The 13,790-nt window shown below is 36.4% G+C and carries 18 protein-coding genes and 1 pseudogene; 6 read left to right on the top strand and 13 right to left on the bottom strand.

The window, feature by feature from the left end; genetic code table 11:
* Positions 1-45: 45 nt before the first annotated feature.
* The 13 genes and pseudogenes from RGF10_RS09750 to garD all read right to left on the bottom strand — a co-directional run bounded on the left by RGF10_RS09750 (position 46) and on the right by garD (position 10,103).
* Entirely contained in the window at positions 46-816 is a 771-nt protein-coding gene (locus tag RGF10_RS09750; RefSeq protein WP_318508834.1) for a sporulation protein, read from the bottom strand.
* 5 nt (positions 817-821) lie between these two features.
* On the bottom strand, positions 822-1,637 hold the full coding sequence (locus RGF10_RS09745; protein WP_318508833.1) for a serine/threonine protein kinase: 816 nt from the start codon (positions 1,635-1,637) through the stop codon (positions 822-824).
* 26 nt (positions 1,638-1,663) lie between these two features.
* Positions 1,664-1,843 carry a hypothetical protein gene (locus tag RGF10_RS09740; RefSeq protein WP_318508832.1) on the bottom strand — a complete coding sequence of 60 codons (180 nt, stop codon included), beginning with the start codon at positions 1,841-1,843 and terminating at the stop codon, positions 1,664-1,666.
* 138 nt (positions 1,844-1,981) lie between these two features.
* Positions 1,982-2,155, bottom strand: coding sequence for a YozD family protein (locus RGF10_RS09735; protein ID WP_318508831.1), 174 nt, complete (start codon positions 2,153-2,155; stop codon positions 1,982-1,984).
* 193 nt (positions 2,156-2,348) lie between these two features.
* Positions 2,349-3,050: a hypothetical protein gene (locus RGF10_RS09730; RefSeq protein WP_412176694.1), complete on the bottom strand. Its 702-nt coding sequence runs from the start codon at positions 3,048-3,050 to the stop codon at positions 2,349-2,351.
* Positions 3,051-3,175: 125 nt separating this feature from the next.
* On the bottom strand, positions 3,176-3,397 hold the full coding sequence (locus RGF10_RS09725; RefSeq protein WP_318508830.1) for a YozE family protein: 222 nt from the start codon (positions 3,395-3,397) through the stop codon (positions 3,176-3,178).
* A gap of 127 nt (positions 3,398-3,524) precedes the next feature.
* Positions 3,525-4,064 carry a DUF6143 family protein gene (locus RGF10_RS09720; protein ID WP_318508829.1) on the bottom strand — a complete coding sequence of 180 codons (540 nt, stop codon included), beginning with the start codon at positions 4,062-4,064 and terminating at the stop codon, positions 3,525-3,527.
* 811 nt (positions 4,065-4,875) lie between these two features.
* The gene (locus tag RGF10_RS09715; protein WP_318508828.1) at positions 4,876-5,364 is read right to left on the bottom strand and encodes a hypothetical protein; all 489 of its coding nucleotides are present in this window, start codon (positions 5,362-5,364) and stop codon (positions 4,876-4,878) included.
* A gap of 179 nt (positions 5,365-5,543) precedes the next feature.
* Positions 5,544-7,000 (bottom strand): annotated as a pseudogene (locus tag RGF10_RS09710) (glycoside hydrolase family 1 protein).
* A gap of 161 nt (positions 7,001-7,161) precedes the next feature.
* Positions 7,162-7,512: a hypothetical protein gene (locus RGF10_RS09705; RefSeq protein WP_318508827.1), complete on the bottom strand. Its 351-nt coding sequence runs from the start codon at positions 7,510-7,512 to the stop codon at positions 7,162-7,164.
* Between the two features lie 226 nt (positions 7,513-7,738).
* The gene (locus RGF10_RS09700; protein WP_318508826.1) at positions 7,739-7,930 is read right to left on the bottom strand and encodes a hypothetical protein; all 192 of its coding nucleotides are present in this window, start codon (positions 7,928-7,930) and stop codon (positions 7,739-7,741) included.
* Positions 7,931-8,028: 98 nt separating this feature from the next.
* Positions 8,029-8,478, bottom strand: coding sequence for a DinB family protein (locus RGF10_RS09695; RefSeq protein WP_318508825.1), 450 nt, complete (start codon positions 8,476-8,478; stop codon positions 8,029-8,031).
* Between the two features lie 110 nt (positions 8,479-8,588).
* Positions 8,589-10,103, bottom strand: coding sequence for a galactarate dehydratase (gene garD / locus RGF10_RS09690; RefSeq protein WP_318508824.1), 1,515 nt, complete (start codon positions 10,101-10,103; stop codon positions 8,589-8,591).
* 123 nt (positions 10,104-10,226) lie between these two features.
* Here garD and RGF10_RS09685 point away from each other — a divergent pair, with 123 nt between their 5' ends.
* The 6 genes from RGF10_RS09685 (at position 10,227) to RGF10_RS09660 (ending at position 13,788) form a co-directional block, all read left to right on the top strand.
* Positions 10,227-11,141, top strand: a complete 915-nt coding sequence (locus RGF10_RS09685) for a LysR family transcriptional regulator (RefSeq protein WP_318508823.1) — start codon at positions 10,227-10,229, stop codon at positions 11,139-11,141.
* A 248-nt stretch (positions 11,142-11,389) separates the two neighbouring features.
* Positions 11,390-12,079 (top strand): hypothetical protein, encoded by a 690-nt coding sequence (locus RGF10_RS09680; protein WP_318508822.1) that lies wholly within the window; start codon positions 11,390-11,392, stop codon positions 12,077-12,079.
* A 13-nt stretch (positions 12,080-12,092) separates the two neighbouring features.
* Positions 12,093-12,587, top strand: coding sequence for a 4Fe-4S binding protein (locus RGF10_RS09675; RefSeq protein WP_318508821.1), 495 nt, complete (start codon positions 12,093-12,095; stop codon positions 12,585-12,587).
* A 40-nt stretch (positions 12,588-12,627) separates the two neighbouring features.
* Positions 12,628-13,029, top strand: a complete 402-nt coding sequence (locus RGF10_RS09670) for a 4Fe-4S binding protein (protein WP_318508820.1) — start codon at positions 12,628-12,630, stop codon at positions 13,027-13,029.
* 3 nt (positions 13,030-13,032) lie between these two features.
* Positions 13,033-13,263, top strand: coding sequence for a hypothetical protein (locus RGF10_RS09665; RefSeq protein WP_318508819.1), 231 nt, complete (start codon positions 13,033-13,035; stop codon positions 13,261-13,263).
* 135 nt (positions 13,264-13,398) lie between these two features.
* Complete coding sequence (locus RGF10_RS09660; protein WP_318508818.1) at positions 13,399-13,788, top strand: DUF1259 domain-containing protein; 390 nt, start codon at positions 13,399-13,401, stop codon at positions 13,786-13,788.
* The last annotated feature ends 2 nt before the right edge of the window (positions 13,789-13,790 follow it).

The raw sequence follows: 13,790 nt of genomic DNA, 5'->3' as shown, positions 1-13,790 counted from the left end.
TAAAATAAAGAATCTAATGTCCGCTACCAAATTCACCGAACCCGATTATGCAAATTTTTGGATCGTTGCGTTGATTTTTTCTCGTAAGGAAGGAAGGTCTCCAGAGCTTACCGTGAAGTGCACGTGACTTTCATCCATCTCCAATGCCTCTGCCAGAAATCCACCTAGACCACGAGCTTTACGATCAACCTGCATATAAATATCGGTCATTGAATTGGAACTTGGAAAGAAGACAATCTCTAGTTCATCCAATCTTCCCTTATAGCTTCCCGTAATTGGAACAAATTCAAATTCCTGGACAAATGGCAGTCGTTTCCGTAAGCGATATGGAGCCTCCTCGCACTCTGCTTCACGTAATCTGAATCCTAAGTCATTTACTGCGTTAAGTACCGCCTCCATAAGTGGATTTGGAACTACTTTAATATAATCTTTATCGGATGGATCCACCGCATTTTTAATGTCTAAACCTGTTGCAACCCAGATTTTTGTTCTTCCCAATGAAATAGGAGTATCAATTGGCAATTTAAATGAAAATGGAATCTGTTTTGTTTCTTTCGATTTTATTAATAATGGTTCATTTAATCGGACCTGATCGATTAAAGCATTAACGGAGTATTTCTTTTCATCTGATTCTTTTAAGTAAGTTGTATATAACGAAAGATAAATAGCGTCAATTTGCTGGTCGACACTGCCACCACGAATCTCTACAATGCCCTTAATTTCTTCTCCTGGAATCAATGTATCTCGTTCCAATTTTGTATCAACAGTAGCAGAGCCTATTCCAACACTGGCAAATACTTTATTAAATAATGACATTTTCTTCATCCTTCCGTTATAGCATAAGATTTTAATATTTTTTCAAAATCACACTTTAATTGTTGCGTTGTTTCATAAGGAGGATCTATTTGAAGCAATTTCCGGATCAGGCTTTTCGCATCGTACGATAGGGTTAATTCCTCCTCCCAGCTTTTTTCCTTTTCATTAACATCGGGGGAATAAGCTGAATATAATAAAAATAAGAGAAAGTGCCCCAAACCGTAAAAATCACTCTTGAAATCAATCTGCTTCCGAGGGTGAATGATCGACTTCTGGTTTTCGATTGTTCCGCCTGCGACCTTTTTCGCCAGCCCTAAATCGATTACCTTTATTTGATCTCCATCCCACATAATATTGGGGATACGAATATCTCGGTGCACGATGTTGTTTTGTTGTAGGAAACTAAATATCTTAACTAACTCATAGCCCAAGGTGAAGGATTCTAGTTCATCAAATTGTCGACCTTCTTCGAAAATAAGTTGTTCAAACGTTTTTCCGGAGATGTATTCCATCGTAAAAAAAGGAACTTTATCATACATACCATGACCAATAAATCTTGGGAAACTAGGATAATGGAGCTGTTGCATGATTGCCATTTCTTGATAGAAGCCGATTCGCCCTTTTTTTGTCATCCTTTTATGCCACCTTAGTGCCTTGAGGACAACCTTTACGTTGTCTTGATGGTCAAAGACTAAATAACTATGACCGTAACTGCCGCTTCCGAGATGACTCAAAACTTCGTATCGATTTTGAATCAAGGTAGCATTCGCCAGGGGTTTTTCAATTAATGATGAAATGATTAGGATAATACTTTTATACATTTAATCTATTCCAATCAGTGAACACATTAGCTACTAAAAAAGCTGCCAAAGCTTGAAAAACTTTTATGTTTCTTTTTATAATGGCCATGACCGTAATGAGAATGATGCTTGTACTTGTGGCTCTTTTTCCACGCGTCGCTGGTGTAGTGATGTTTTTTGTTGTTTACGGCACTATTAAGTATGGATTTCAAAAGTTTTTTTAACATTTTCTTATCCTCCTCGCTATTTCTTCCTTAATTATACGATAACATTCATAAAAGGTTTCGTATCTCCCTTCTATTTACGAATAAATTTTACTCACGCAAAAATGACGAGTACAGGTACTCGTCATTTTGTCATCTATGTCAATCTTCAGATACTTCCTCATCGATAATGCTCTTTTCTACTAAGTACTCAAATGTAATATCAGCTAATTCCTCCAATTCTTCCTCTGCGGGAACGTATCCCCGTTTCAAAAGCTCTTGAAAGAAAAATTCTGCAATTTCTTCCGTGTCAATGAATACTTCAATTTCTCTCACAGTATCGCCCCCTTTATAGGAATGTATGAGCATTTTTCTTTTTTCATACCCGCAACTTTTTATTTTAAATAAGGATTTTAAAGGGTGTTTATTACGATGGTGAGTTTGCTTTGTTCTATAACTCGTATAAGAGTTTAATTAACTTAAGGGGATCAAAGAAGGTGGGAAAATAGTAATAAGAAAGAGTCTGTGTTTATTGATTAATTTCATCACCATTTACTACAGATGCCAATTTTTTTAATACAACCTTCATAACTTTCTTATATTCCTCATCATGGAATAAGTGATATAACAGACGATAATCATTATACACATCTAATAGAAAATCAATATATTCCTTCTTTTCCATTTTTGTATTCAACTCTTCCCGCTCTCTTTTTCGATTCGGGTTTTTTGGTTCAGGAAGATTGAGGAGCGCTTGTGGTTTATTTGCTAAATACAGCAGTCCGAGCTTTTGAATGAACATATCTGCAGTTTCAGCATCTGCCACTAATGTTAGCTCTTCTTCGCCCGCCTCTAACCATTCCCCATCCTTAATTCTTGCTAACTCATAAATGACATCTTCCCAAGCGTTTTCCTTATACCGCCAAATTTCTGTCCGAAAGCCTACAACTTTAAATAATTCTGCTCCATAACCTTTTACTTGGACTAGATCCCCAAAAAAGAACTTATATTCGATATCAATCTGTTCTTTTTCAACGATTTCGCCTTGATACTCTGATAATAATTCGAGCTTTGATTCAAAATATAGACCTTCACTTTTATCAATTTCGTACACATACATTCCATCGAGCCATTTGACATCTGTAACTTTCCCAACTGTTCCATATATTGTGATCACGACTGAATCACCGATTTTGTACTTCGGCTTTTTCGGTTTTTTTCGTTTATCCATTTCCTCCATCCTCTCAATGATGAGTCGTGAAATATTTAGGATATTATATGCACTTTTGCTTGAAACGGCACCAGAATACATGAGAATCGATGGAATAAAAAAAGAGATAGGCAAACGTTTTGCGCCTATCTCTCACTCTCTTCATAACAAGCCCACACCTCATCAAACGTGGCTAAGCTTTGTAAATAATGACCATTCATTTCCAGATATAAGCTTATCTCATGATAGTCTGATGAACTTTTTGGAAATCCATGGTCATGGTATGCATCGTTCGCAAAGTGACTGATGGCATCCATTGGTTCAGGATGTCGATACTTCATTAAAAAATGATAAAAAGATTTAGTCATTGTGACGTCTTCCTGCCTTTATTTATCTTATTGAATTACTTTATTATTCTGCTGCTTTTGTTATGAAATACTATAGCGAAAAGCTGCTGACTCGTCTAGGGCTAAAAGTGGTTATATACCTAGGAGATTACCATTTCCTTCTTTTTTCAAACCAGCCGAACGCAACTTCCGCCTCAATGATTTCACTATTTGGTGAAACTAAAAAAATAATAAATGATCCGTCAGGCGGAAAGATAAATTTCCCATCTTCATCACTGGCTAAAGTACTTTGCGGGGGGACAATTCGCCTAAACGCCATTACCCCACTTTTTGGAAATCCTTCAACAAATTCTGCATATGCAATTTTTACTTCGGGTTTTGGAAGTGGTGTGAGGGATGTGTTTGCAGGAGTCACATTATTGGAAATCATGGTCGTTCCAGGTGGAAGGGCATTAAACCAAATTTCAGCTTCAAAAGGTTGATTGGCATGATTGGTAATGGTAAACGCATTTACAAATAAATTAACATCAGATTTAGATGGATTAACTAAGCCTCCCCACCCATTTTTTCCTTTTCCAAACCGTATATGTTCCGTTTGGCCAACAAAATATCGTCCCTGTAAGGATTGATACAAGGGATTAGGTATATTTACAACTTTACTATATCGGTCATAATTGTACGATGTCATAAGAAAATCCACTCCTTTCAATAATTATATTTAAACTATTAGTCGGATGGGTCACGATCAAGAGGAATGCATTAACCGTTGTCGTCAGGCGTGCAAATAACAGTGCAATTGCCCGCATCATCACAAACTATGTCACAATGTATTACTCGTAAATCAGAACCAAAGCAGACTAACGAGCAAAAAGGGCCTATACATACTAATTGACAATTGTCCGGGATATCTCTAATCGGAATAATTCTCACGTTAGAGAGTGAACAGGGTTGTATAATTTGTTTGGGACAACCGCAATTCTCTTCCTTCTTTTTCTTCTTTGGCATATTCCTTCCACCTCCTTCATATCAAAATATTCATGAAGGGAGACAAGGGTATGGTTGTTTATCGAGTAAAAACAAAAATCGGAATAATAAATGTTTATCAAATCACTTTGTATGGTAAGTTGCACAGACAGCACCTGAATTTGAATATAAATTTAACAGTCATGACTAAGCGAATATAAAAGAGAGTGGAATTCAGATTATCTGGTATTCCACTCTCTTTTTACTCTTTCGAACCCATCTACTCTTGGTTTATATGTGTTCTCTAGCATAGGGTGAATTTTGACATAATGAGGTTATCTGTGCGACGTCTACCAATTAGTAAAACAATGATTATTTTAGTGTGAAGTCGTTCTAGTTCTTTTGAAGAAAACATCGGGGTTAAGTTGTCCGCGTAGAATATTTCTATTATCACCCCAGGCATGAATCAGATAACCATCTGGGCCTGCAATTACCTGATTGTAATCTCCCATATAACAGTTAAGCAGCGTTATTTCTCACTTTGTCTCTCCACGTATCAATCTTAATTGCCAAGGTAACCAAAACCCAAAGACTATAATAAAGGCCGGGATAGACCACCAGGTATGCCATCCTTTTAACTTCATATATCCAACTTGAACAAGCAGCCACTCAGATAAGCTGGCTAAAATAGTGAAGAACGTAACATACAGCCATTTCTTTTCTTGCTTAAAATAGTTAAGAAATAGTACAGCAAAACAAGAAGGAATGATACCGTAACATATAAAATCACCAATTCCTTCCAATTGCGGATTATGACCTAAATCAAATACATCCAAATAATTTAACATTAGGAAAACATCGATTGTTATTGCTACATAGCCGGTTGTACCAAAGATAAAATAAATTTCTCTCCAACTTAATCGTTTTGGCATGAAAAATATGTAAATTAAAAAGATAGTACCTAAAGCAACGGGAAACCATAAACCTTTTGATGACAAATCTAAGTTTTGTATAAACTTTTCCATGGTGTACCCCTTTATGATTGACTATCGAACCCTAATTTCAAAAATACACCATTATTATTAGTTAAATTTAAATAAATATGCCGATTAGTGTTAAAAGCATTGATATTTTTAACAAAATTTAATAGAAAAAGCGATCCTTCTTTTTTGAAGAATCGCCTTTTTTTCAAAAATTTTAATGGTTAAAGCTTCTCGCCATTGGTGGCAATAACATCCTTGTACCAATAGAAAGATTTTTTAGGTGTTCGCTTCAATGTACCATTACCGTAATCATCTTGATCCACATAAATGAATCCGTAGCGTTTAGACATTTCTGATGTACCAGCACTGATTAAATCAATACACCCCAAGTCGTGTATCCCATTAAATCGACTCCATCCTGAATGGCTTCACCCATTGCTCTGATGTGTTCACGTAGATAATTAATTCTATAATCATCATTAATGGAACCATCCTCTTCCACTTTGTCATAAGCACCTAATCCATTTTCTACAATAAATAATGGCACTTGATAGCGGTCGTACATTTTTTTCAAGGTGATTCTTAATCCAGTAGGATCAATTTGCCAGCCCCAATCAGATGTTTCTAAATAAGGGTTCAAAATCCCAGTGGAAAAGTTCCCTTTTTGCTTCAATTTATCAGGGGATCCGCTCGCTACCATTGTCATGTAGTAGCTAAATGAAAGAAAGTCTACTGGGTGTTGCAATAAGATTTCTTCATCACCTGGTAACATGTCAATCTTGATTTGATTCTTTTCGAAATAACTCAACATATGGCTTGGATAGTATCCACGAACTTGTACATCTGTGAAGAATAGGTTCTTTTGATCCTCTTCCAACGCGACAAGTACATCAGCTGGATTGCAAGTTTCCGGATACACCTCCATACGAGCGATCATACAACCGATTTTCGAGTCAGGAATGATTTCATGACAGGCTTTTACCGCTCTTGCGCTAGCAACAAATTGATGGTGAAGTGCTTGATAAACAGCTTGTTCCTTGTTCTCCACGCGGTCTACAAGCATACCAGAACCGATATATGGGGAGAATTGAGAAATATTAATTTCATTAAATGTTAACCAATATTTTACTTTCCCTTTATAACGGTTAAAAACCGTCTCCGCATAACGTACAAAGAATTCTATTAGGCGGCGATCTGTCCAGCCATTGTATTTTTGAACCAAATGAAGTGGTATTTCATAGTGAGATAAGGTCACTAATGGCTCAATGCCATACTTCGATAACTCATCAAACACCTTATCATAAAATGCTAGACCTTCTTCATTAGGGGTTAATTCATCTCCATTTGGGAAAATACGTGCCCACGAAATGGATAAACGGAATACTTTAAAACCCATTTCAGCAAATAAAGCAATATCTTCCTGATATCGGTGATAAAAATCAATACCGCGTCGCTTAGGAAAATTTTCTCCCTCTTTTAAAGATAATAATGCTTCCAATTCCTTTTCGCTTCTAACATCCATTTCCACATCATTTCCGCGTTCCTCTTTTGGCACAAATTTAACCATATCGAAAATGGAGAGACCCTTACCACCTTCATTATAAGCACCTTCTAATTGATTTGCTGCAGTTGCACCGCCCCATAAAAAATCCTTAGGAAATTGATAATTAGTCACCATTTTTACCTCCATTTAAATAATCTTCAAAGTACATTTTCATTCTTGAAACCAAATCACATATTAGGGAAGGATGGTTCCTGAAATTAACCAGCCTTTAGTTTTTATCAATAAATTAAAGATACTCTCCTAAAATGAAAAAAACTGGTCTAAATTAGACCAGTTTAAGCCTTGTAAGAATGATGATGTTGAATCCAATAAATCAAAATATCAAACAGACGTAGTAAGGTATTACTGCTAACAGCACTATTTTCAATTTTTCCACACTGCAAAATTTCATCAAATACTTCTTCATGTTGATGCGGATTTGAAAAAGTAATGAGTAATTTCTTACCCATCGTCGTTTTAATTTTTTCAATCAAAGGGAATCCCTCTGCAAGGAGGTTACCCTGTATAGAAATAGTGATAATGCTATCTTCTTCTGTCAATACATCCAGAGCATCCATTTGTTTAAATAGATTTGTATCACATTCACAAAATTTTCCTGCAAGGAGTAATTTTTTTTGTAACTCCAAAGCTTGTACTTGATGCTTCTCAAAGCTTAATATTACAATTCTTCTAGAATCATTAATTAGTTTAACAATCCGTTCTATCTGTTCAACTGGGATATTTTCAATGATTTCTACGTTTTCCTCTAATTGCTCTATAAACCTGTCTGCACTAAGGACACTATCCTTTTGTTCAAAAGATGTACCTGACTTAATCGAAAATACAACACTATTCCTTAAGTTTGAAAAATTTCTAAAACCAATTCTTTTGCAGAACCAGGTTGATTGTTGATGGAGCTACATTACATGCTTCGGCTGCAGTTTCTAACGAAAATCCCTCAATCTTATCGATATTTTCCAAAAGACTTCTTGCAATAGAATAGTTGATATCCTTAAAAAGAGAATTATTTATAAAAGCTAAAAGAGTATAAATTAATTGCTCCAAGTTTTCCACCTCGGATAAATCTTATCATATATAGTCCTATCCTCTAAGACGTATAACATAACATAAAATACTATTTAATACGGAATCCTCGGATATTTTTATCTTACGAATGTAATAAAATCAAGATGAACTGGTTCAAAACCCAGGTCTCGAAGTCGTATATTAATCTGTCCCCTATGATACTGACCGTGCAATGCAATGTGAGTTAAAATTTCCTCTATAGTACTCTTAAACTCTTGTCCTTTGCTATTTGTATAAATGATTAATTTATCTAAATCACTATTTTTTAAGTTAATAAGAAATTCTCTGAAACTCTCTTCATTTTGTTTCACAAGTTCTGAACATTCGTCAATATTGACATCGGACCAAATGGGCAACCCTGAACTATCCAATCCATTTAATCTAGTTATCCACACTTTTTCTGCTAAGAGGATATGGGAAAATAAACGACTTACTTCTTGATTTTCATATTCTTTACTTTGTAATGTTTTAAGAATACACTGGTTTGCCCAATTTAAATGATCATACATCTTTCGGAGAGTTTTCACTAAAAATCACCCCACTAAGGATTAAATTTTCTATCGGACTTTTCCTTTTAATAATTATTTAATCCAACTTTATATTATTATATAATTTGGAAATTTTTAATTTTACAATCTCAGGTGATCGGAGCAGGGTTGAAAAGTGTAAAATCATTGTAAATTTCGTATTTTTCTGCAAAAGTTTGCTTTCTTCCGCTTGCAACATCAATAATTTCATTAAACAATTGAGTTCCCATTTCCTGTATGGTTGCCTCGCCCGTAGCAATTGGACCTGCATTTACATCAATTAAATCTTGCCACATATCTTTCATATCATTTCTTGAGCATACTTTGATTACTGGAACAGTTGCTAATCCATATGGTGTGCCTCGTCCTGTCATAAAAACTTGAAGCGTAATTCCGCTGGATAACTGGCACGAACCACAGACAAAATCACTGGCCGGGGTTGCGGCAAAGATCATCCCCTTCTGCGATGGTCTTTCTCCTGGAGAAAGAACCTCTACAATCGGAGAAGTTCCAGACTTAGCTATTGAACCCATTGCTTTTTCGACGATGTTTGATAATCCGCCTTTTTTATTCCCTGGTGTTGGATTTGCCGAACGGTCTACCTGACTGTTGTTCAAGTATTGATCATACCATTCCATTTCTTCAGCCAGTTTTTTCCCAACTTCTTCATTTACACAACGTTCACCAATGATATGGACACCATCCCGTACTTCCGTTACTTCTGAGAACATGACAGTTGCGCCAGCACTTACTAACATGTCTGCAGCGTATCCTGCAGAAGGATTCGCTGTTACTCCTGAAAAAGCATCGCTTCCACCGCATTGGAGTCCAATACATAAGTCGGATAGAGGTAACTCAACTCGTTTTTTTTGGTTCAATTTTTTCAATTTATTCTCTGCCATTTTCATCATTTCTAAGATAATGGCATCGTGGCCCTTTACATTTTGTAACGTCACCACATTATCAGGATTGTTATATTCCGTATCCAATAACATTTCTAATGTCAGTTTTTCACACCCCAGAGAAATAATCATTGTCTCTCCACCAAAGTTCGGATGTTTCACCATATTTTGCAGCATTCGAATCGGGATGTTTGCTTCAGGTGCATTAATGGCAACACCGCAGCCATATGCATGGTTAATCGCTACAACATCATCTACATTAGGAAACTTTGGAAGTAGTTCTTGTTTAATCTTCTTAACAGCATTATTTAAAATACCTGCTACGCATTGAACCGTTGTGACAATTCCTAATATATTTCGCGTTCCAGCAAATCCTCCGCTTTCGCTCGGAAAACCCATGAACGTCCTTACTGGTGGCTCCGGCAGATCTGTTACTAAATTTGTTGCATACACCATCTCATTTAATGATGGAGGGATTGGAAGTTTCAACATATGTTCATTGATCCAGTCGCCTTTTTGAATCGGATGAACTGCATATCCTAAGGTCACACCGTAACGAGTGATCGATTCACCTTCGGCAATATTGGTTAATGCTATTTTATGTCCTTGGGGAATATCCTGGTTTGTTAGAATATCATCCATGACAACGGTACCGGCTGGAATAGCATTTACCGCAATGGCAACGTTATCATTTTCATTTATTTTTATATAATGATGTCCCACTGTTTTACCTCCTCAACCCTTGTTCTTTCTTTAAAATCATTGTAGTCTTAGGTTATACATAAAGTAAAAGTGATAATTTTTAGATTTCTCTTAGAAAAATTAAGAGTAAGAGAGGGAATTCAGATGGACCTAAAACAGTTGGAATATATGATAAAAATAGCTGAGGAGAACAATATAACTAAAGCCGCCGAAAAACTTTTTATAACTCAATCCGCATTAAATCAGCAGCTACTTAAATTAGAAAAAGAGCTCGGAACTCAACTTTTTGTCCGTTCAAGAACCAATTGGCAACTAACGCAGGCGGGAGAAATTTATGTTGAAAATGCAAAAAATATGGTTCGGATAAAAAAAGATACATACAACCAAATTAACGATCTTTTGGAAATAAAAAAGGGGAAAATTAGGATGGGCTTAACCCCCGAACGTGGTCCTGAAATGTTTGCAAATATCTATCCTGTTTTTTACAAAAAATATCCAAATATAAAGATTGAGCCAATCGAACTAACAGTAAAGCAACAACAGCATGAAATATCAATTGGGAATCTTGATATTGGGTTTTTGACTTTACAAGATTTCCAAAAAACAAAAGATGATTATATTCAAATCAATACGGAAGAAATTATCCTAGCTGTCCCTAGAGCACATCCCCTTGCCCATTTAGGAGGAAAACTTGGTGATCAACTTCCTGAAATGAGTTTAGAACTTTTTAGGAACGATACCTTTGCTTGTATCCATAAAGGATCAACCCTTCGCGAAATTTATGATAACCTGATTGCCGAAGAAGATATAAATCCCGATATCTTATTAGAAACGAGAAGCTGCCACAACTTATATCATTTGGTTGCTGAAGGATTATGTTGTTCCGTGATTCCAATTACCTATGCCGAACATAATCCGAACGTTGCCTATTTTTCAATCAAGCAAAAGCCTGTTTGGCAAATATGTACTTCTTATAAAAAAGGCTCTTATTTAAGTAATCCTGAAAAAGAACTTATTAAAATAGCTAGTCATTATTGGGCTAAAAAATTAAAGCACTAAAGGAAATAGGACACAAAGCGCCTTCATATTCTCAGCTCCCCAATTTGAAAAGAAGCAGGTATTCCAATATCGGAAGCCTGCTTCTTCTTTTTAATCCATTCACGAGACGCACTCCACATACACTACGAAGCCATATTTTGGCCCATATAAATATTTTCCAAACTTCATTAAAACTTTTGATTGTTAACATAATTTTCTCACAACTATCAAATAGAATGAACCCGAATAAATCAAATGGGGGATTTAAATTGAAAAAGGCAATTAAAAATTCAATTGTGAAAGTCATTCTGTTTATATTGAAAGTTGGGCTCGTACTGGGTGCTGGAATGTATAGAACTGCCCTCTCTGCAGAGAAAGCTCAGTTCCAAGCAAAAATTCCTGGAAAAGACAATTTTCCTATTGTTCTCGATTTGGCAAAGCAAGGTTGGCCGAAAAAACTGATCCAGCCAGGGTTAGTCCAAATCTCCAATGGTCACGGACCGATGGGAATCCAGAATATTAGTAACGAAGATTTGTACGTTCAAGTTTCGTTGAAGAATTTCCCTGGGGAGGTTGAGTTAGATATACCTGAAATGGAATATGACAAAGAAACCAATGCATTAATACAGCCACTAAAACCTGAACAGTTTTTTAAAGTCGATCTTGCTGTTGAAATCCCTAAAGAATACCGCAATAAACTTGTAGGTTTTTCTGGAGCGATTCAATTTATCAATCAAAAAGACCAATCATTATTGAGCAGCATTCCCATACATATTGTCAATTCAGATTATGGAGATCCATATAAAAAACTAAACATCAAGCCACAGCCTAGCTTTGGTCAATGGGATGGAAGCAGTAAAAACAAACCTGCTGAAAACTTGAAGAAAAATAAAGAAGGAAAAGATGACGATGGTAAACAAAAAAATGACGAACAAACGAAGGAAGAGAATTGTCATTAGGAGGATATGTTAGATGAAAGGTTTAACGTTTAGAAAAAAGCGTTTAAGTAAAATTCAAAAGCGTTCACGCAGTTTTTTATACCGCCGAGGAGCTTGGTATATTTTTGGACTTATCCTATTTTATGCACCATTTGCCTTATTTAATCGTGGATTAAACATGCTGTTCGGCCAAGGTAAAGAAGGCGATATTCACGGAACCTGCCTCCGTATGCCTATTGGTGATTTGTTAAGTGGAAAAGGCTTGGATTTAATGTCTGTATGGGGAGTGAGTGTCGTGCTCCTATTAGGCTCAGCCTTCCTAATTGGTCCGTTTTTCTGCGGAAGATTATGTGCAGCTGGTGCATTCACCGAATACTTAAGTCGCTTATGGCCCGACAAATGGAAAATTAATTGGTCAAGAATTGTTAATCCAGCACCAGGTTCGTTATGGATTCTTAGCTGGATTTGTAATAGCTCCATTGACAACTGGTTCGGTAAGCTGCGCATTTTGTGGATACGGTTTCTTTGAGCGAATGCTTACGGGCGGTTTTTGGGGTGATGTCGGGGTCATGAGCTCAACTGTTATTTTAACAGGGTTTCTCTGGTTTGGTTTGTTCGGTCTTCTCGCAAAAGGTGGTCGAGGCTATTGTAATTTCATGTGTCCAGTGGGAGCCATTCAAAGCTTTGTACACAGCGTTGGAGTCTTATTTGGTTTTACTTATAAATTAAAATACGATAAAGCGAAATGTGTCAGCTGCTCTTCTTGTGTAAAAGCATGCCCAATGGGTGCACTCAAAAAGACCGAAGATAATAAAATCCAATACAATATTCATCATTGTATTACTTGCCGTCAATGTACCGCTGCCTGCCCAACAAATGCCATTTGCTACGGTAGTGGCGAGCACGGCTGGGATAGTAATGCAGCTGGCCAGTCTCCTATTCAAAAACCTGGTTTTAATGAAGGAGCTTAAATCATGATAAAAAAGTTTTCAAATACAAAGAAAAAACTTACCACCTTGTCAACTGGAATTGGTGCAGCGGGATTAACGGTCGGAACATCTTTAACAGGCTCAGCAAGTTCATTATGCACAGGTACATGCGGAGCATGCGGATTAGGCTGCGGATCAATCGCTGCTATTGCTGCTGCAGGATTTGTCGTTATACTTGGACGCAAGAAACTAAAAAAAGATTCGGCAGATGAGTAATTGCAGTTATATACCATTTAACCTACAAAATTCAAATTACGCATTATTCTATTAATTTATTTAAATAATGTATGGATACCTATACAAGCTTGTACCTCCTTACATATCTTGAAAGTGTAAGGAGGTGAAGAAATAATGTCATCAGCTTGTGAAAGATTAGCTCGAATTATTGGTGGTATGCCTCAAGTCTCAAATGGTGTTTGTGTAGTTTCAAGGCTAAGAGATATTGACGCATCCATTCTAAATAGGAAAACAAGATCTCCATTGGCTTTACCCTTTGCGTTGTCGTTTGAAAACCCTCAAGGCGGGACAACTCTTAATCTAGGTGAAACAGTAATTCTTCAAAAGGAAATTAATCCTTTTATTTCAGCCCTTCGTAAGAGAGGCATAATAGTTACTGCTCTCCACAACCACTGGTTATTTGATGAACCTAGACTAATGTATATTCACTGGGAAAAAATTGATAATCCCTTTGATTTTGCAAGAGATAGTTTTGATGCCGCATTAGATGCAGACTTATTTTAATT

The sequence above is a fragment of the Bacillus sp. T3 genome (assembly GCF_033449965.1).
GTDB lineage: Bacteria > Bacillota > Bacilli > Bacillales > Cytobacillaceae > Bacillus_BU.
Note: the sequence above shows the minus strand (reverse complement) of the source record. Positions and strands in the feature narration are given on the sequence as shown.

Bases quoted from the DNA above. Each gene is read 5' to 3' on its own strand.
- RGF10_RS09685 (WP_318508823.1), top strand. From the start codon at position 10,227: ATGGACCTAAAACAGTTGGAATATATGATAAAAATAGCTGAGGAGAAC.
- RGF10_RS09730 (WP_412176694.1), bottom strand. From the start codon at position 3,050: ATGGATAAACGAAAAAAACCGAAAAAGCCGAAGTACAAAATCGGTGAT.
- RGF10_RS09670 (WP_318508820.1), top strand. From the start codon at position 12,628: ATGAGCTCAACTGTTATTTTAACAGGGTTTCTCTGGTTTGGTTTGTTC.
- RGF10_RS09745 (WP_318508833.1), bottom strand. From the start codon at position 1,637: ATGTATAAAAGTATTATCCTAATCATTTCATCATTAATTGAAAAACCC.
- RGF10_RS09715 (WP_318508828.1), bottom strand. From the start codon at position 5,364: ATGGAAAAGTTTATACAAAACTTAGATTTGTCATCAAAAGGTTTATGG.
- RGF10_RS09740 (WP_318508832.1), bottom strand. From the start codon at position 1,843: ATGTTAAAAAAACTTTTGAAATCCATACTTAATAGTGCCGTAAACAAC.
- RGF10_RS09750 (WP_318508834.1), bottom strand. From the start codon at position 816: ATGTCATTATTTAATAAAGTATTTGCCAGTGTTGGAATAGGCTCTGCT.
- RGF10_RS09660 (WP_318508818.1), top strand. From the start codon at position 13,399: ATGTCATCAGCTTGTGAAAGATTAGCTCGAATTATTGGTGGTATGCCT.
- RGF10_RS09675 (WP_318508821.1), top strand. From the start codon at position 12,093: ATGAAAGGTTTAACGTTTAGAAAAAAGCGTTTAAGTAAAATTCAAAAG.
- RGF10_RS09720 (WP_318508829.1), bottom strand. From the start codon at position 4,064: ATGACATCGTACAATTATGACCGATATAGTAAAGTTGTAAATATACCT.
- RGF10_RS09725 (WP_318508830.1), bottom strand. From the start codon at position 3,397: ATGACTAAATCTTTTTATCATTTTTTAATGAAGTATCGACATCCTGAA.
- RGF10_RS09665 (WP_318508819.1), top strand. From the start codon at position 13,033: ATGATAAAAAAGTTTTCAAATACAAAGAAAAAACTTACCACCTTGTCA.